Here is a 19,043-nt window from a genome sequence, read left to right as displayed (position 1 = left end):
ATTTTAGGTTGTTTGTTTATTGCTTAATTACTTACCTTCACCATAAATGATATCGAGGCATTCGAGGCATGATTCACCATCGTCTAGGCGCCGACCGTATGATGCATTACAAACGTGAAAGCCTGATTCATATAGCTTCTTAAGGTTTTCACGCGATTTTGAGAGGCGTGGTTGTTTTTTAGCCGTCTTTTTCGTCATCATTTGATTACGTAAATGTTCGTTTTCAATTGTTAATTCGGCATTTTCTTCCATTAACGTACTAATAAGCTGCCGCATTTCTTTAGTTTCACTAATTACCGATTGCATTTCCATGATAATCGCTGAAAACTTATCATAAATTTGATTTTTTTCCATTTTTTAAAATATCTCCATTGATTTTATTGGAGCCTTCATCTGTCATTGCCCCTAGTGCGAGCAATTGTATTTGAGCCTTTCGCAAATGTTAACTTAAAATATCTAGCACTTGTAATGTTAACATTTCAGCTACATTTTGAAAGCTTACATTCATTGCAATAACTGGTTTCGTCGCTAGTGCCGCTTCTGTTAGTGCAATTAATTGTGCTTCTGAAAATTGACTAGCAATCTGTTGCAATTGTCCTTCTTGTTCAACAAATGTTGGTTGAACCCCTTGGTGCACTAATAATAAATCACGGAACACATATAACATGACATCTAATAATATTGCCTGTTTATCTTTATCATCCCTAGTTGGTGCCAGTGGTATGATTCCCGTTTGAATCATCGCAAATGCTGCATAGTCTTTTTTCATTAAAACATTGAACCACCGCCAAACCGTTTCGCGGGCTTTTTGTAACCAATCATTTTCCATCAAAGCTTGGCCACCAGTGAGACTGTTACTCAACCGGACAGCTAATGTCGCATCTGCAACATCCATACCATTAGCTATCAATTGCTTGGCTAGCACAGTTGGTGCCAATGGCCGAAATTCAACCACTTGAGTCCGTGAAATGATAGTTGGTAAAATCAAGCTCCGATTTTCCGTTAACAAGATAATTATCATGTTACCAATTGGTTCTTCAATGAATTTTAAAATACTGTTAGCCGCACTGTTCGTCATCATTTCGGCGCGTTCGATAATGAATACCCGTTGCGAACTTTCCGTCCCACTTTTCGCAAATTCATGGACCAGTGGTCGAATATCATCAATTTTTATTGTTTGTGATTTTGCACTTTGGGCATTTTTTTCACGTTTCGCGAGGTCTTTTTCATTTTCAATAATTTGGCCATTTTCGTCCGCTTGAAAATCACCTTTAACTTCATTCTTGGTGCGACTGATGATTGCTGCCATTGAGATTACATCGGGGTGTTCATGGTTGGCAATCCGGGTACATTCGTAACATTCACCACACGGTTGCCCGTCAACTAAGTTTTGACAAAAAAGCCGCATGGCAAGCCAACTTGCGACATCACTCCGGCCGGCGCCACTTGGCCCATTAAATAAATAGGCGTGCGCAAGCTGCTGATTTTCAATTGCTTTTTGAAAATGCTGAACAACTACCGGTTGGCGTTGTTCAGCATTCTCGATTATTGTATGTGCGTTCATCTAACATCCTTTAATGTACTTGTGACTGTAAAATCATCACTGCAATTAATCCAGGCTTCGCAAATCAACCTGTTAGAAGTGCCGAAAACTTTCAATTGGCATTACAAAGACTGTTGCTCCACCAACTTCAACTTCGACTGGGAATGATGAACCCGAATCAACAATTGAATCCATGTTCAATGGTGGTGTCATAAATTGTTTCCGGGCATGTGAAGTATCCTGAATAATATCAATAACTTCTTCAACCCGTTCATCTTCAGTACCAATCATGAATGTTGTATTTCCTGACCGTAAGAAGCTCCCCGCCGAATTAAAACGAGTCGCTTGAACGTGTGCCTTCGCCAAGGCAGCACTCACTTTGTTACTATCTTTATCTTGGACAATTGCCATAACCATCTTCATAATTACGTACCTTCTTTCCTTAGGCGAGAAACATTCTAATTAACCGAGCTCTGGATAGCGAGTTTTAATCGCTAATAATGCATCCGCAACCACTGCTTCAAATGGTTGTGTGGCATCAATTGTGACAATGCGTTCTGCGAAAAGTTCCTTTTGTTGTAAGTAAGCTTCACGCACACGAATGTGGAATTCCAACGCATCCTTATCTAACCGATTAACTTCATCTGAGCGGTGTTCCCAAATCCGATTCAAACCAACTTCTGAAGGTACATCGAAGTACAAAGTTAAATCAGGCACGAGGCCTTCCGTTGCAAATAAATTCATGTCGTAAACTTCAGTTGTGCCAATTTCACGGCCAGCACCTTGGTAGGCAACTGAGCTATCAACAAAACGGTCGCAAAAAACGATTTTGTTCGCACTCAAAGCAGGCCGAATAGTTTCGACAATGTGTTGTCGCCGCGCAGCAGCAAACAATAATGCTTCAGTACGTGGATCCATTGCCGTGTTCTTAACATCTAAGATAACTTGGCGAATTGATTCTGAGATTGCGTTACCACCAGGCTCACGTGTCATCACGAGTTTATCGCCTAATTTTGGGGCAAGCTTAGCCACTAGCTCGCTTAAAACGCTGGTTTTACCTGCACCATCAGGGCCTTCAAATGTAATAAATTTACCAGTCAACTGCTTCACTTCCTGTTCAAATATAATAGTTTAATTTTACTTGAATTTTGGGTCGTTGTCCATGAAGGTCACCAGACAATTCGTGAAACAATTTGGTCTTTGTTAGCGGTAACAAACCAAATCTACAAAACGGCATCTTTCATTCTATAAATCATAGCAAGTTCGCAGAACATTTGCGAACTATTCGATTAGAAAACGATTAAAACAGTGCTATAATTGGGACAATATTACAAAGCCCAGTTCAAGTTTGTTCGTATTTAATTAATTCTGAATCAAATCACACTGTATTCCTTTGGAGGTATTTCTATGTCACAAAATGTTACACTTCAAGATCTCTATCAACTCAAAACAATTGGCAACCCCGTTGTCGTTGGTGAGAGCACCTATCTTGTTCAAACGCACGTCCGCGCAATTGAAAATGACTATCAAAACGGCGTTTATCACTTATTTGAGGATGGGACAACTAAACTTGTCGCTAATAATGCGACCGCTCCTACGAATGCCTTTGGTCAATTAGCGTATTTACAAAAAATTGATGGACAATCGCAAATTATTTTTGGCGGTTACCCGGTTACACAAACTCAATACGGTGTGGTTAACTTTATTGCGAGTCCAACTTCGCCAATCATCACCTACGCTGAAAAGATCACCCACACTGCACCAGTCGCAAAACACACTAACCGCCCACAAATTCGACGTATCACTAACCAATACTACAAAGCGGATGGTTATGGTTTTACTGATGAAGGCACACTTTTTGAAATTCACCAATTTGATGTTATTCAAGGCACCGACAAAATCGTCTTAACCCAAGAAACACGGACTGATTTATTAGATGCATCAGCTGATGGTCAAAGTTTTATCTGGTTAGAAGGCGCTGATCTTGCCGGTGATTTAGATGAAAACACCCTGTGGTACTTGAACCTCACTGCCAGTCAACCAGTAAAAGTTACGGCCACACTTCCTAGTGGCACCACGGCCGATGCGGTGATTTCACCAGATGGCCAACAGATTCTCTTAGCCGCTCACGATGACCAATACCCAAATGCGCGCATTCACGCAATTTACTTATACGATATCGCGACCGCCACGTTGGCTCCTTATTTCACTGAGGACGTCGACACTGTTCGGGATGCCATGAGTGATTTGCCTTCAGCGGGTTCTGCCCACTCCCTAGCTTGGCTTGATTCAAAAACCTTTGTCTTCCAAGCCACCTATCACGGTCACAGCCGACTGTACTACGGGAATGTTACTGGCGATTACCATCTAATTGATGACTCTGCGCGTAGTATTCTCGGCTTTTCTGTTACTGATACTGATTTGCTATTAGTCGAATCTAAAACTGATAAGCCCGCCCGTTTAGTTAGTCATTCGCTCGTGAATAACACGGAGGTTTCCCGTTACAACCCGAATGCTGACTATGAATTGACACACACCTATGCGACTGCTGCTAAGTACATCTTCCAATCTGAAGATGGCAGTGACGTTGATGGTTGGTTCATGCCTGCGGCTAAGCAAGGTGGTAAAAAAGCTCCCCTCATTCTATATGTCCACGGTGGCCCCCACGGCGCTTACAGCGAAGCCTTTTTCTGGGAATTTCAAGTCTGGACTTCATTGGGATATAACGTGGCTTTCACTAATCCCCATGGCTCAACTAGTTATGGCCAAAGTTTTGTCAATGCCGTCATTGGCGCTTATGGCGAACAAGATTACCGTGATGTCTTGGCTGGATTAGACGCCGTGCTTGCTAATAACTTGCATGAAATTGATCCAACCCAGGTCTACTTAGCTGGTGGCTCATATGGCGGCTTCATGGCGACTTGGGCGGCTGGACACACCGACCGGTTCACAGCAATTGTCGCGCAACGGGCCGTAATTAACTGGATTAGTATGTTTGGGACTTCCGATATCGGTGCCTCATTCACGAAGGCCGAACTCGGCATTGGTTTATTCGATACCGACGGGCTAGCAAAGCTCTGGCAATTCTCACCGCTCGCCTACGCCCAAAACGTAAAAACTCCCATCTTATTGATGCACGGCGAATACGACATGCGGGTACCAATTGGTCAAGCTGAAGAGTATTATTCTGCAGTAAAGGAACACACGGATACCCCAATTGAATTTGTCCGCTTCCCTGAAGCGTGGCATGGCGTATCACGTAATGGTCAACCAAACTTACGTGAAGCACGGATTAATGTGATGAATGATTGGTTCAAACGTTTTTCTAACTGAGGACTTAAAGAGTGAGCTTCATCAGCTTACTCGAGATACTAGCAAAATATTGGCATAAGAACCGAATTTTGTCGCAAAAAAATAAACCTGTTTTCTTCCCACCCCATGGTAGGGCGAAATCAGGTTTATTAGTGTTTGCTAGTGAGCTCATTTTTTATTTATCAGGTTGGCATCCGGTTCACTTCACGCAAATGTTACCGTAAGTTTTTTCCCCATTGCCTGAGCGAGCTGCGCCATTTTTTCGAAAGACACATTATCGCCACGTTCAATTCGAGCAATTGTGGCTTGAGTTGTTCCTGCTTTTTCCGCCAATTCTGCCTGGGTTAAGCCCGCTGCTTCACGTGCCTTGTAAAGTGCAACTGCGGTTTCAAGTTTTTCTGATTCAATTTCGTATCCAGCCACTCATCGAATTACTGAGGTTCTATTGTCAATGTTTTTTCATGCTACTGCAGCCTGTGGTTGGTAACTGTTTTTTCTCTAGTCTGAGCATTATTCCTAATTTACTGGCACGCAGTGGCCAATTTTATTCAATCCCACGTCAGACGGTATAGCGCCCGAAAATGGCACTAATTAACACTAAAAAGGAAGCTGCGCTAATCCGCCGCTTCCTTTTTGCTTTACTATAATTAAACTCGCCAAATTTTTAAACTTCACTCGCTTCTAATTCGCTAGCCAATGAATCATTGCTGATTACTTTAACTCCTAGTAACACTGCTCCAGCTAAGCCGGCAACAATTACTAATGCGATAACAGCGCCAACAATATGATACGTTGGAGTGCTATTAATCACTGCTTGGAATCCATCATTTGCATAAGTTACTGGCAAGAACTTAGCCAATAAAGCAAAGAAACTTGAGAAGAATGACGTTGGTACAACCTGACCTGTGAAAATCAATTGCAACAAGGCCAAAATAAATGAAACGAATAACCCAATCGAACCAAAGAGGCGATCAATTGCTAATGCAAGCATCGTAAATACCACGGCCGTCAATAACGTGAACGCAACTAAGCCGGCTGGGTGTTCCACTGGCACAGCAAACAGCTTAACTACTAACAACGCTAACGCTGTTTGAACCAATGGCACTGCTGCCAACGTCGTTATCGTCGCTGGTACACTAGCACCGTTAACCCGACGACGCCGGTGTTCATTAAGTTGTGTGATTACTGCTCCCATGAATAAAGCAAAAGCAATAATCAATGGTGCAAAGGCCGCTTTCAAATTCATTGTGATGTTGTTCTTCAATGATTTGTTAGCAATCGGTGCGACAAAGTGATTAATGGTTTGTTTGCTAGTTGAGATTGGTACTAGTTGTGAGACCCCAGCTTGCATACCATCATCGAGCGTGTGGATACCATCTGTCACTTGCGTTAAACCAGTTGACACTTGGTCATCCCCTGCCGCCAACTTACCAGCACCGTCAGTCGCTTGCCCCGCACCAGTTGCTAATTGTGCGGTACCAGCTGAGAGCTTGTTAGCCCCGCTAGTAAGTGCCCCAGCGTTACTAGTTAACTTGTTACCACCTGCAAGTAGCGCGCCTGAGTTAGCTTGCAATTGGCCTGCGCCATTAGCGGCCTTTGCAGCACCTGCTGCCAGTTGGCTAACACCATCCGTCAATGCGGGCACATTACTTTGGAGCTGTCCCAAACCACCATTAAGTTGCTTGGCGCCTGAAACTAGTGCGCCCCCGTTAGCTTGTAATTGTTGTCCACCCGCATTTGCTTTTTTTGCACCAGTTGCTAATTGTGAAATACCATTCGTCAACGCTGGTACTTGGCCATTCAATTCGTTCAAACCACCAGCAACTTGTTTTGCCCCAGTCGTTAAATCCTGACTGTTGGACTTAAGTTGCTTACCACCATCGTTAGCTTCACTGGCACCAGTTGCTAATTGTTTTGCACCGGCCACCAAATCAGCACTTTTACTTTGCAATTGTTGACCGCCACTATTAGCTTGCTTCGCCCCAGCTGCCAAATCACTAATTCCTTGGCTGAGTGCTGGTACATTGTTATTCAAGTCTTTCGCACCAGTTGCGACATCACTGGCACCTTGAACTAAAGCCGCTAAATCAGCTTGGTTTTTATCAGAGGTCATTGCACCAAGGACTGCCAGTAATTGTGCTTTAGTCGTTGGATCAGTAGTCGCAGCTGCAATTCCAGCTAAGCTCTTAGCACTATCTGACATTTGCCCAGCAACTTGTTGAACACCAGCAGATACCTGCGCTGAACCGGCAGCTAACTTAGATGCACCAGTTGCTAAAGGCGTGGCGCCTTGTGCTAATTGGTCAATACCTGCATTTAATTTTGTCACACCAGCCGCTAATTGGTCTGTCCCCGCCGTGTATTGTTGAATACCAACTGACAAGCTTGCAGCACCAGTATCTAATTGTGAAACCCCATCAGCTAACTGATCTGTACCAGCAACATATTGCGTCACACCAGTTGAAACTTGATTTGAACCAGATTTCAATTGTGAAATACCGCTTGCCAATGGTGCGGCGCCTTGTGCTAATTGTTGCGTGCCGTCATTTAACTGTGAGACCCCATCAGCTAACTGATTAGTGCCAGCAACATATTGAGTTGTTCCGTCAGCTAGAGCGCTTGAACCGGCCGTTAATTGATTAACACCGGCAGCCAGTGGTTGCGCACCCTTCTTTAATTTCTTAGTTCCCGCATCCAATTGTTGGACACCATCCGCTAATTGGTTAGTGCCGGCAACGTACTTGTTTGCACCAGCAACATAGGTTTGGACACCATTTGTGTATTCACCAACGCCATCCGTTAATGCTGATGCGCCAGTTGCTAATGTTTTGCCACCTTCTTTTAGCTTCAACATACTTGTCGCTAAAACGTGCAGATTTTTATTCACTAATGTGTGCCCATCATTTAACTGATCAGCCCCATTAGCTAATTGTAGTGTCCCCTTAGCGGCAGTCTTAGTACCGGTTGAAAGTTTTTTAATTGAAGATAATAGTTCTTCATTGTACGCTTGTTGCACATTTTGCGTCACTTCATCACGTAAGGATTTAGCAACCGTGTTCGTTAATAAGCTCGAAACTAAAGTATTGTGATCTGACAATTTAATATCGATATCAGACGTTTTAGGTTTTGCATCGAGTGCCGTCGTCGTATTTGCCGAAAAATCTGCTGGTAGTGTCACCACCATGAGTGCTTTACCATTGTCGATATCTTTTTGCGCCGTTTTAGCATCCGTGAACACCCAATTAACTTCGGTGTTCTTCTTCAACTTAGTAATGACACCTTGCCCAACATTAACCGTTGAACCATTATTATCAACAGCGCGATCTTGATTAACCACCGCCACCGACATGCTAGTTCCCGTTGAGTTTTCAAATGAACTCACGAAGTTCAAAATCACCCAAATAAGTAATGCCGGAATCAAAGCTGCCAAACTAGCAACTGCAATAAACCGTCCGCGTGAATTTACTTTGCTCCAAATCACGATCCTAATCTCCATTTCCTGAAACTAAAAATTGTGTAACGCATTATAATTGCTCTTTGTTAACGTTATTAACCATTTGGATTAATAAGTTAGTACACGGCGTTAACAAATTAACATGTTATGCGTTTTTAATACACATGTCAACACATTTTGCATAGTAACCTGTCCCTGCGTAACACATTGGCCAACATCGCAGACCATTGGTTAACGTCATATACCGCTTTACGCTAAGCTTTTGGGACGCACGGTGGCATATAAATTTAGCTCTAACTAAAAAAATCCCGAGTCACAAAAAAGAGCGAACCGTTGCAAAATTCACACGACTCGCTCATTTTATTAAATTATCGTTTGTTAACGCCGAGTTTCAAAACAAAACCTCCGCGTCGCTATGAGAAAGTAAACTTCCTCCCTAATTAAATGTGTTTGTCCGTTCAGCGTGTCCTTGCGTCCACCTTTTTAACTGGTTCACTGCGTTCACCAGTGCTGAACTCCCAAACAAAACCTCCGCGTCGCTATGAGAAAGTAAACTTTCTCCCTAATTAAATGTGTTTGTTCGTTCAGCGTGTCCTTGCGTCCACCTTTTTAACTGGTTCACTGCGTTCACCAGTGCTGAACTCCCAAACAAAACCTCCGCGTCGCTATGAGAAAGTAAACTTTCTCCCGCTCCTTGTCGGTTTACATCATACCTGACATTGCGGCGGCTTGGGCTGCAGCAGCGGCGGCGTCACCGGCTGGCTTTGGTTGTTCAGCTACGACAGCTTCAGTTGTCAACAACAAGGCTGATACTGAGGCTGCGTTTTGTAAGGCTGAACGGGTTACCTTAGTAGGGTCCACGATACCGGCCTTAACCATGTCAACCCAAGTATCATCGGCAGCGTTATATCCAATACCAACTTCTTGTTCCTTCAACTTGTTTACAATCACTGAGCCTTCAAGACCAGCATTGATCGCAATTTGACGGACAGGTGATTCAAGCGCGCGCTTCACGATGTTGATACCAGTTTGAACATCGCCAAATTCTTCCAATGCATCAACAGCTGGAATGGCGTTAACCAAGGCAGTCCCACCACCAGAAACGAAACCTTCTTCAACCGCTGCACGAGTAGCGTTCAAGGCATCTTCAATCCGGTACTTGCGTTCCTTCAATTCAGTTTCAGTTGCGGCACCGACCTTAACAACGGCAACCCCACCAGCCAACTTAGCCAAACGTTCTTGCAACTTTTCACGATCAAAGTCAGAAGTGGTTTCGCTGATTTGCTTCTTGATATTTTCAACACGTTCAGCGATTGCGGCCTTTTCACCGTAACCTTCAACAATGGTTGTGTTGTCCTTTGAAACGGTTACCTTAGCTGATTGGCCAAGTTGTGCCAAAGTCGTGTCCTTCAAGTTCAAGCCAAGATCTTCAGTAATCACAGTCGCACCAGTCAAAGTAGCGATGTCTTGCAACATTGCCTTACGACGGTCACCGAAACCAGGAGCCTTAACTGCAACCACGTTGAATGTTCCACGCATCTTGTTCAAAACAAGCGTTGGCAAAGCTTCACCAGTAATATCATCTGCAATGATTAAGAGTGAGCGACCTTGTTCAACAATACCTTGTAACATTGGCAAGATGTCTTGGATGTTACCAATCTTCTTATCAGTTACTAAGATGTATGGGTTGTCCAATGATGCTTCCATCTTGTCGTTGTCAGTTACCATGTATTGTGACATGTAACCGCGATCAAATTGCATTCCTTCAACAACTTCAAGCGTTGTGTCGATACCCTTTGATTCTTCAATTGTGATAACACCATCGTTACCAACCTTGTCCATTGCTTCGGCGATTAAATCACCAACTTCAGCATTGGCAGCAGAGATTGACGCAACTTGGGCAATATCGTCCTTAGTTTCAACCTTGTGTGACATACCGTGCAATGCTTCAACAGCAGCCTTGGTTGCTAATTCGATACCACGACGGATACCAACTGGGTTAGCACCGGCAGTCACGTTCTTCAAACCTTCGTTCACGATGGCTTGCGTCAAAACAGTGGCCGTAGTAGTACCGTCACCAGCAATGTCGTTCGTCTTAGAAGCCACTTCAGCCACAAGCTTTGCGCCCATGTTTTCAAAGTGATCTTCAAGTTCAATTGCCTTAGCGATTGTTACCCCATCATTAGTGATGGTAGGTGCGCCGTAAGTTTCTTCCAAAACAACGTTACGTCCCTTTGGTCCAATGGTTGTCTTAACTGTATCTGCTAACTTATCAACCCCACGTAACATTGCTGCGCGAGCGTCTTCAGAGAATTTTAAATCTTTTGCCATGTGTTAATTTGCCTCACTTCAATTTTATATTTCATTAACGGTTGCCAAAATTCAAACTTTACGTTAAATTCTGCACCATTGTAAATTAGTCGACAATCGCGATGATGTCTTTTTCGTGAACTACTAAGAAATCTTCACCATCGTGCTTGATTTCATTACCAGCAAACTTATCAAACAAGACAATGTCGCCCGCCTTAACTGATAAAGGTGTCAACGTACCATCTTGCAAGAGGTAACCGGCACCAACAGCAATAACCTTCGCTGTGGTTGGTTTTTCGTCAGTACCACCGGCAATCACGATACCGCCGAATGTTTCTTCTTCTTTTTTTTCTAATTGTAAAATAACACGATCACCTAATGGCTTTAACATGCTATCCACCTCCATATGAATTATTTTTAGCACTCTCATTCTCTAAGTGCTAATATCTACAATCACTATCTTATCACGCCCGCAAAAGAATGCAAGTCTTATGGTTAACAAATCCACCCTAATCGACATTTTACATGTGTAATTAGCGCACATTTTGCCTACTTATTTTTCCGCTATATATATCTGTACAAATTTAAAGTGCATTCAGTAATATAAAAAAAGGCCAACCAAAATGGTCAGCCCGAAAAAGAATTAATTATTTATTTTCACCTTCACTGGTGTAGTTTTCAATGAAGTAAATCAAAGTTTGCAATTCGTTAGTTAAATCAACGTTTTGCACGCGAACAGAGTCTGGTACAGTAACACGTAATGGCGTGAAGTTTAAAATCCCCTTCACACCCGCTTGTACAAGTAAATCCGTTGTCTTTTGAGCTGTTTCAGATGGCACAGTCAAAATTGCAATTTCAATCCGTTGATCTTCGATTTGCTTAACTAAATCTTGAATATCATATACTGGCACCCCAGATTGGATTGTGTTAATTAATTCTGGGTTAATATCAAATACTGCCGATACGCGCACATTTGAATTTTTGTGGAAATTAAAGTTTAACAAAGCATGGCCTAAATTTCCCAAACCAATTAAAGCAACATTTGTTAAAGTATCTTGGTTAAGAATCTTCGCGAAAAAAGTTAGTAAACTTTCAACGTCATATCCATATCCGCGTTTTCCCAATGCGCCAAAGTATGAGAAGTCACGACGAATCGTGGCTGCATCAAACTTCACAGCATCTGACAATTCAGTCGATGAAACCCGAGTTTTACCCGCATCCAATAAGAAGTTAAGATAACGGTAATAGATTGGCAAGCGCTTAGCAGTTGCGCGTGGAATTGATGGTTCAGTCACGTAATCGTCCTCCATTTTCACAAATATTATTTTGTCTTGTGAATTTCTTTTCGTTTGCTATTGTAGCACATTTTGCTTGCTTGTGAACTAAAAAACAATCGCATTTTCACAAACTTTTAGGCGCAGCTATGGTAAAATCAACATATTAGAGATAAAGAATGAGGTAAGCCAAAATGATTTTGTTGCAAGTCCAACATGTGGAACGCCGCTTTGGAGCGGATGTATTGTTTAGCGATGTACAATTAGAAATTCAAGACCGCGCGCGGATTGCTTTAGTTGGGCGCAATGGTGCTGGTAAGTCGACCTTGCTGAAAATCATCACTGGCCAAGAAGCCCCTGATGAAGGTGATGTCACTAGCAAGAAAGATCTCACCATGAGTTATTTGGCGCAAGATACCGGTTTAGACACTGAAAATACAATCTGGGATGAAATGCTTGATGCGTTCGCTGAAGTCCGTAAAATGGAAAAAGAAATGCACCGTTTAGAAGCCGTGATTGCTGACCCTAGTTCGGTGACCCCAGATGAATACACCCGCGTACTCGCTAACTACGACCAAATCCAACACGATTTTAACGAAAAAAATGGTTACGGTTATGAAGCAGCTATTCGTGGTGTGCTCCATGGTTTTCAGTTTGAACCGGATCGTTTTGATGACAAGATTAGCTCTCTGAGCGGTGGTCAAAAAACACGTTTAGCCCTAGCTAAAGCCCTACTTGAACGTCCCGATTTATTAATTTTAGATGAACCAACTAACCACTTAGATATGGATACTTTAGCGTGGCTGGAAAGCTATTTACAAAGCTACACCGGTGCCCTCTTACTCGTATCGCACGACCGGTACTTCCTAGATCGCGTTGTCACTGAAGTTTACGATATGAACTTTGGCCATCTTGACCACTATACTGGTAATTATTCCCGTTTCTTGGATACAAAAGCCGAACGTCTTAAGACTGCTTCTCGGGAATTTGAAAAACAACAAAAAGAAATTGATAAGTTGGAAGACTTCGTTAATCGTAATATTGTCCGCGCTTCCACGACCAAGCGGGCACAAGCACGGCGGAAACAACTCGAAAAAATGGAACGGATTGAAAAGCCAACGGTTGATTCATCCCGCGCTCAAATCCAATTCTCAACTGACCTAGAAAGCGGGAGTGAAGTTTTACGTGTCCGTGATGCGGCAGTTGGGTATTCACCCGATCATATTCTCGCTGAACCAATTAATATTGACGTCGATAAACACCATGCCGTTGCTATTGTTGGTCCTAATGGTGTTGGTAAATCGACTTTACTCAAGAGCATCCTAGGCATCATTCCGTTTATCAAAGGATCTGCTAAAATTGGCGCCAATGTGTCGGTTGGCTACTATGACCAAGAGCAACACACGCTCCACGAAAACAAAACAATTGTGCAAGAACTCTGGGATGAGCATCCACAAACGCCAGAAAAGGATATTCGGTCGATTCTTGGCTCATTTCTCTTTAGTGGGGATGATATTACCAAAAAGGTTAATAGTCTCTCAGGGGGCGAACGGGCGCGTCTGATGCTCACTAAGTTAGCGATGGATCACGATAACTTCCTTATCCTTGACGAACCAACTAATCACCTGGATATCGATTCCCGCGAAGTTCTTGAAGTTGCCGTCAACGAATTTAACGGTACGGTCTTATTTGTTTCCCATGACCGGTACTTCATCAATCAGACGGCTACCGAAATTGTTGAAATCTCGCCTGAAGGTTCAAAAGTCTTCATGGGTGACTATGACTACTACATCGAAAAAACGGCGCAAGTACCGGACACCGAAAATGATGTACTAGTTGAAAACTCACAGCCTTCTAAGCAAGATAACTATCAACAATCGAAGGAAGCTCAAAAGATTATTCGCAAACTCCAACGCGCAGTTGATGACCTAGAAGCGCAAATGATGGCATTAGAGACTAAACGTGATGAAGCCTTAGCTGCCATGAATGAACCCGATGTTGGCTCAGATATTGCCAAGCTTTCTGACCTCCAAAAAGTCGTCGATGCAGCAACAGAAGAACTATCCGGCATCGAAGCTGATTGGGAAGAAAAGAGTATGGAACTCGAAGAGCTTCAAACCGAAGCATAACAAAAGGACTTAACTTTACCGCATTTGGTAGAGTTAAGTCCTTTTTGCTATTAGCCAGGCATATCTATATTTGTTAGTTCATTTATTATTAGGCTAGCAATACATTCACCGGTGCCTAAATTTTTATTAATCTAAATCATATGGCTAATATCTAGTATAGACTCTGTTTGTTGATTTATTCAGTCAAATCAACCCGTTTACTTAAGGCATACACGATAACTCCACCAATAACCATGGAACCAAGTTCACCAATCATTAAGCTAATGTAAGTTGGCCAAAAGAGCATTTTTTGATGCAGCACAACTGGTAGTTCCAATGCAATCACCCACATCATTAACGTTGTGATAACCGTTGTGATGCTTAATTTGACGATTGTCGATTTAACCTTGCGCGTCAGCAAATACGCAAGAGAAGTCATTATAAGGGTCTGCAAACTCCCTGCAATTACATCAATAATCCCTAACCCAAAAAACATGTTAGCAATAACAACACCTAAAGTAACGGCAACAATATAACGCTTATTAAATGCCGCCAAATGATTAAGCATTTCTGACAAGCGTAATTGAACAGGTCCAAAAGAAAAAGGTGCTATGAATGCTGTAATTACCACATACATAGCGGCAACAACCCCAATCAAAGCAATTTGTGCAGCAGGCTTTATTTTTACCTTTACTGCTGTTTTTGTTTGTACATTATCCATAAAATAAATCTCCTAGTTTTTTGAAGAGGGATGGTAGATGAACCTCTAAATAATTGCAACTGTACTAGTTTAGCATACCTCAATTTTTGATTAAAGAGTCAAAAATCCAAGTTTTACCTCGATAACGTAATATAGTGTTAATTACTTCTGCGTATTCACGGATGCACACAAAGAAAAAGCACTATGTTGGTTAGGCATAGCACTCAAGGAGATTATTTATGAAGAAAGTGATAAAGCTGTTCTGAGACTTTATCATGCTTTTAGGGGATAAGTACATAATACTAGTGGTAGATTAAATGAAGATTACAGCCTCTTAAATGGCTAAAATTTTTCTAGCGTGGACTTTGAATATATGTCTCAGATTGATTCCCACTACGTGTCTGGAACCAGTCTGGACACCGTGATGGAAGACAAGCATTTGAAGCCACAGTGCGGTCTTCAAATGTTTGCGAAGCTTGGTTCGCTAACGCGGTAACCATCTTCACAAATCCATAATCAGTAACGAAACCCGTTACTGATTATGCCATCACGGTGCGAGCTAAAGTCCAGCCAGTTTCCAGCCTCTTCGTTAGTTTGAGCAGGCAGTCTGACTAGTATTATGCCGTAATCCTTGTCGCTGCAAGTTTAGCGGTAATCAATAATTCAACGCTTATCTAACGGAGTGGCTGGAAATCACTTTGTGGCCGGCAGGCTTTACACCGAAATGGGACGAACGTGACACCACGTGTCGGGTTTGTCGCTGAGGGTAGATGAGCAGTCTTTTGGCTTTAGCCATTAGACTGCCAGCTATCCCGAATTGCCCAAGACCGCCCTTTGGCTTGGGCATGTGCTTCCATTTCGGTGCACAAAGTGATTTTCAGGCACGCAGTGGCATCATACATCTCATCACATTTTATTCAATCCCACGTCAGACGAAATAGAGACTCTTAAATTCACAAAAAAACGCTAAAATCCATTTCTGAATTCTAGCGTTTTCAACATAACTCCGGCAGGCGGGCTCGAACCGTCGACAACCTGATTAACAGTCAGGTGCTCTACCAACTGAGCTATGCCGGAATAATTTAATATAAGCATGGCGACGTCCTATCCTCGCAGGGAGCGATCCCCCAACTACTTTTGGCGCTACAGAGCTTAACTTCTGTGTTCGGCATGGGAACAGGTGTATCTTCTGCGCTATCGCCACCACACTCTTATATCAATTACTGAGGTATTAATTTGACTTAATCTCTCAAAACTGAATACTATCATTTATTACTTAATCTTACCGGACACCACTTCGTGGTTAAGTCCTCGACCGATTAGTATTAGTCCGCTCCATGCATCACTGCACTTCCACTTCTAACCTATCTACCTCATCATCTTTGAGGGGTCTTACTTTCATAAAGATGGGATCTCATCTCGAGGCGAGTTTCACACTTAGATGCTTTCAGCGTTTATCTCATCCATACATAGCTACCCAGCGATGCTCCTGGCGGAACAACTGGTACACCAGAGGTATGTCCATCCCGGTCCTCTCGTACTAAGGACAGCTCCTCTCAAATTTCCTGCGCCCGCGACGGATAGGGACCGAACTGTCTCACGACGTTCTGAACCCAGCTCGCGTACCGCTTTAATGGGCGAACAGCCCAACCCTTGGGACCGACTACAGCCCCAGGATGCGATGAGCCGACATCGAGGTGCCAAACCTCCCCGTCGATGTGGACTCTTGGGGGAGATAAGCCTGTTATCCCCAGGGTAGCTTTTATCCGTTGAGCGATGGCCCTTCCATGCGGAACCACCGGATCACTAAGCCCTACTTTCGTACCTGCTCGACTAGTCAGTCTCACAGTCAAGCTCCCTTATGCCTTTACACTCTACGAATGATTTCCAACCATTCTGAGGGAACCTTTGGGCGCCTCCGTTACCTTTTAGGAGGCGACCGCCCCAGTCAAACTGCCTGCCAGACACTGTCTTCCACCACGATTAGTGGTGTGAGTTAGAGTGGTCATACAGCGAGGGTAGTATCCCACCAACGCCTCAATCGAAACTAGCGTCCCGATTTCTACGGCTCCTACCTATCCTGTACAAGCTGCACAAACACTCAATATCAAGCTACAGTAAAGCTCCATGGGGTCTTTCCGTCCTGTCGCGGGTAACCCGCATCTTCACGGGTATTTAAATTTCACCGAGTCTCTCGTTGAGACAGTGCCCAGATCGTTACGCCTTTCGTGCGGGTCGGAACTTACCCGACAAGGAATTTCGCTACCTTAGGACCGTTATAGTTACGGCCGCCGTTTACTGGGGCTTCAATTCTGACCTTCGCCGAAGCTAAGCCATCCTTTTAACCTTCCAGCACCGGGCAGGCGTCAGCCCCTATACGTCATCTTACGATTTTGCAGAAACCTGTGTTTTTGATAAACAGTCGCCTGGGCCTATTCACTGCGGCTGACCTTGCGGTCAGCACCCCTTCTCCCGAAGTTACGGGGTCATTTTGCCGAGTTCCTTAACGAGAGTTCTCTCGCACACCTTAGGATTCTCTCCTCGACTACCTGTGTCGGTTTGCGGTACGGGCAAATGTATTCTAACTAGAAGCTTTTCTCGGCAGCGTGAAATCATGAACTTCCCTACTTAAATTTCGGTCCTCATCATCGCTTGTCCTTGAAGATAAAAGCATTTGACTCTTATCAAGACTTACGATTTAAACGCACATATCCAGCAGTGCGCATTCATTATCCTTCTGCGTCCCTCCATTGTTCAAACAAATACACTGGTACAGGAATATCAACCTGTTATCCATCGACTACGCCTCTCGGCCTCGCCTTAGGTCCCGACTAACCCTGGGAGGACGAGCCTTCCCCAGGAAACCTTAGTCATTCGGTGGACAGGATTCTCACCTGTCTTTCGCTACTCATACCGGCATTCTCACTTCTAAGCGCTCCACCAGTCCTCACGGTCTAGCTTCATTGCCCTTAGAACGCTCTCCTATCGCGCCACTTACGTGGCACCCGCAGTTTCGGTAATATGTTTAGCCCCGGTACATTTTCGGCGCAGAATCACTCGACTAGTGAGCTATTACGCACTCTTTAAATGGTGGCTGCTTCTGAGCCAACATCCTAGTTGTCTATGCAACTCCCAATCCTTTTTCCACTTACATAATATTTAGGGACCTTTAACTGGCGGTCTGGGCTGTTCCCTTTCGACGGTGGATCTTATCACTCATCGTCTGACTCCCGGACATAAATCAACGGCATTCGGAGTTTATCTGAATTTGTAACCGAGATGGGCCCTAGTCCAAACAGTGCTCTACTCCGTGATTCTAATTCCGGAGGCTAGCCTAAAAAGCTATCGGAGAGAACCAGCTATCTCCAAGTTCGTTTGGAATTTCACCGCTACCCACACGTCATCCCAGCCTTTTTCAACAGACACGGGTTCGGACCTCCAGTGCGTTTTACCGCACCTTCATCCTGCACATGGGTAGGTCACCTGGTTTCGGGTCTACAACAACATACTATATTCGCCCATTTCAGACTCGCTTTCGCTACGGCTCCGGTCTTTCCACCTTAACCTTGCATGTTATCGTAACTCGCCGGTTCATTCTACAAAAGGCACGCTATCACCCATTAACGGGCTCTAACTTATTGTAAGCACATGGTTTCAGGAACTATTTCACTCCCCTTCCGGGGTGCTTTTCACCTTTCCCCTCACGGTACTGTTCACTATCGGTCCACTAGGGAGTATTTAGCCTTGCGGGATGGTCCCCGCGGATTCCGACGGAATTTCACGTGCTCCGCCGTACTCAGGATCCAGAACGGAGGCTATAACATTTCGATTACGGGGCTATCACCCTCTCTAGCTCAACTTCCCAGTTGATTCATCTATGTTATAACTTGGTAACTCCAATGTTCTGTCCTACAACCCCTAGAAGCAAGCTTCTAGGTTTGGGCTCTTCCGATTTCGCTCGCCGCTACTACCGGAATCGATTTTTCTTTCTATTCCTGTTGCTATGAAGATGTTTTCAGTTCACAACGTCTACTTCATCCTGCCTATATATTCAGCAGGTGATAATTACTCACGTAATTGGGTTTCCCCATTCGGAAATCTCCGGATCAAAGCTTACTTACAGCTCCCCGAAGCATATCGGTGTTAGTCCCGTCCTTCATCGGCTCCTAGTGCCAAGGCATCCACCATGCGCCCTTATTAACTTAACCTAGTATCTTTCAATACGGTTAATTTTTGAGGCGTCAACTTGTTAGTTTGACCTTTAGCGAGATTAAAACTATTGTTTTAAAACTCAAAAAAACGCGATGTTCTCGGCTCAATTTAATAATATAAATATTAAAAA

At 43.7% G+C, this 19,043-nt stretch carries 12 protein-coding genes, 1 tRNA gene and 2 rRNA genes; 2 read left to right on the top strand and 13 right to left on the bottom strand.

Features of this window, described 5'->3' with window-relative positions; all coding sequences use genetic code 11:
• Positions 1–27 precede the first annotated feature (27 nt).
• The 4 genes from EQG49_RS08830 to tmk all read right to left on the bottom strand — a co-directional run bounded on the left by EQG49_RS08830 (position 28) and on the right by tmk (position 2,644).
• Positions 28–354 (bottom strand): DNA replication initiation control protein YabA, encoded by a 327-nt coding sequence (locus EQG49_RS08830; protein ID WP_133363647.1) that lies wholly within the window; start codon positions 352–354, stop codon positions 28–30.
• Between the two features lie 88 nt (positions 355–442).
• Positions 443–1,564, bottom strand: coding sequence for a DNA polymerase III subunit delta' (gene holB / locus EQG49_RS08825; protein WP_133363646.1), 1,122 nt, complete (start codon positions 1,562–1,564; stop codon positions 443–445).
• Between the two features lie 72 nt (positions 1,565–1,636).
• Positions 1,637–1,966 (bottom strand): cyclic-di-AMP receptor, encoded by a 330-nt coding sequence (locus EQG49_RS08820; RefSeq protein WP_133363645.1) that lies wholly within the window; start codon positions 1,964–1,966, stop codon positions 1,637–1,639.
• Positions 1,967–2,005: 39 nt separating this feature from the next.
• Positions 2,006–2,644, bottom strand: a complete 639-nt coding sequence (gene tmk, locus EQG49_RS08815; protein ID WP_133363644.1) for a dTMP kinase — start codon at positions 2,642–2,644, stop codon at positions 2,006–2,008.
• A gap of 306 nt (positions 2,645–2,950) precedes the next feature.
• On the opposite strand from tmk, the gene EQG49_RS08810 reads away from it, so the two are divergent.
• A complete protein-coding gene (locus EQG49_RS08810; RefSeq protein WP_133363643.1) occupies positions 2,951–4,876 on the top strand; it encodes a S9 family peptidase in 1,926 nt (641 codons plus the stop codon).
• Between the two features lie 183 nt (positions 4,877–5,059).
• Here EQG49_RS08810 and EQG49_RS08805 read toward each other — a convergent pair whose 3' ends face one another.
• From EQG49_RS08805 to EQG49_RS08785, 5 genes are all read right to left on the bottom strand, one after another.
• Positions 5,060–5,278, bottom strand: a complete 219-nt coding sequence (locus EQG49_RS08805) for a helix-turn-helix domain-containing protein (protein WP_133363642.1) — start codon at positions 5,276–5,278, stop codon at positions 5,060–5,062.
• A 241-nt stretch (positions 5,279–5,519) separates the two neighbouring features.
• On the bottom strand, positions 5,520–8,336 hold the full coding sequence (locus EQG49_RS08800) for a YhgE/Pip domain-containing protein (protein ID WP_165964847.1): 2,817 nt from the start codon (positions 8,334–8,336) through the stop codon (positions 5,520–5,522).
• A 675-nt stretch (positions 8,337–9,011) separates the two neighbouring features.
• Complete coding sequence (gene groL, locus EQG49_RS08795; RefSeq protein ID WP_133363640.1) at positions 9,012–10,640, bottom strand: chaperonin GroEL; 1,629 nt, start codon at positions 10,638–10,640, stop codon at positions 9,012–9,014.
• An 85-nt stretch (positions 10,641–10,725) separates the two neighbouring features.
• Complete coding sequence (groES, locus tag EQG49_RS08790; RefSeq protein WP_133363639.1) at positions 10,726–11,010, bottom strand: co-chaperone GroES; 285 nt, start codon at positions 11,008–11,010, stop codon at positions 10,726–10,728.
• A gap of 256 nt (positions 11,011–11,266) precedes the next feature.
• Positions 11,267–11,914, bottom strand: coding sequence for a redox-sensing transcriptional repressor Rex (locus EQG49_RS08785; RefSeq protein ID WP_133363638.1), 648 nt, complete (start codon positions 11,912–11,914; stop codon positions 11,267–11,269).
• Between the two features lie 173 nt (positions 11,915–12,087).
• Here EQG49_RS08785 and EQG49_RS08780 point away from each other — a divergent pair, with 173 nt between their 5' ends.
• Positions 12,088–14,022 carry an ABC-F family ATP-binding cassette domain-containing protein gene (locus tag EQG49_RS08780; protein ID WP_133363637.1) on the top strand — a complete coding sequence of 645 codons (1,935 nt, stop codon included), beginning with the start codon at positions 12,088–12,090 and terminating at the stop codon, positions 14,020–14,022.
• A 175-nt stretch (positions 14,023–14,197) separates the two neighbouring features.
• Here EQG49_RS08780 and EQG49_RS08775 read toward each other — a convergent pair whose 3' ends face one another.
• The 4 genes from EQG49_RS08775 to EQG49_RS08760 all read right to left on the bottom strand — a co-directional run bounded on the left by EQG49_RS08775 (position 14,198) and on the right by EQG49_RS08760 (position 18,909).
• The gene (locus EQG49_RS08775) at positions 14,198–14,722 is read right to left on the bottom strand and encodes a QueT transporter family protein (protein ID WP_133363636.1); all 525 of its coding nucleotides are present in this window, start codon (positions 14,720–14,722) and stop codon (positions 14,198–14,200) included.
• A gap of 983 nt (positions 14,723–15,705) precedes the next feature.
• A tRNA-Asn gene (locus EQG49_RS08770) sits at positions 15,706–15,778 on the bottom strand.
• Positions 15,779–15,792: 14 nt separating this feature from the next.
• Positions 15,793–15,909 (bottom strand): 5S ribosomal RNA (rrf, locus tag EQG49_RS08765).
• A gap of 91 nt (positions 15,910–16,000) precedes the next feature.
• A 23S ribosomal RNA gene (locus EQG49_RS08760) occupies positions 16,001–18,909 on the bottom strand.
• Positions 18,910–19,043: the final 134 nt, after the last annotated feature.

Source organism: Periweissella cryptocerci (assembly GCF_004358325.1).
Lineage (GTDB): Bacteria > Bacillota > Bacilli > Lactobacillales > Lactobacillaceae > Periweissella > Periweissella cryptocerci.
Note: the sequence above shows the minus strand (reverse complement) of the source record. Positions and strands in the feature narration are given on the sequence as shown.

Bases quoted from the DNA above. Each gene is read 5' to 3' on its own strand.
- EQG49_RS08830 (WP_133363647.1), bottom strand. From the start codon at position 354: ATGGAAAAAAATCAAATTTATGATAAGTTTTCAGCGATTATCATGGAA.
- holB (WP_133363646.1), bottom strand. From the start codon at position 1,564: ATGAACGCACATACAATAATCGAGAATGCTGAACAACGCCAACCGGTA.
- EQG49_RS08820 (WP_133363645.1), bottom strand. From the start codon at position 1,966: ATGAAGATGGTTATGGCAATTGTCCAAGATAAAGATAGTAACAAAGTG.
- EQG49_RS08810 (WP_133363643.1), top strand. From the start codon at position 2,951: ATGTCACAAAATGTTACACTTCAAGATCTCTATCAACTCAAAACAATT.
- groL (WP_133363640.1), bottom strand. From the start codon at position 10,640: ATGGCAAAAGATTTAAAATTCTCTGAAGACGCTCGCGCAGCAATGTTA.
- groES (WP_133363639.1), bottom strand. From the start codon at position 11,010: ATGTTAAAGCCATTAGGTGATCGTGTTATTTTACAATTAGAAAAAAAA.
- EQG49_RS08780 (WP_133363637.1), top strand. From the start codon at position 12,088: ATGATTTTGTTGCAAGTCCAACATGTGGAACGCCGCTTTGGAGCGGAT.
- EQG49_RS08775 (WP_133363636.1), bottom strand. From the start codon at position 14,722: ATGGATAATGTACAAACAAAAACAGCAGTAAAGGTAAAAATAAAGCCT.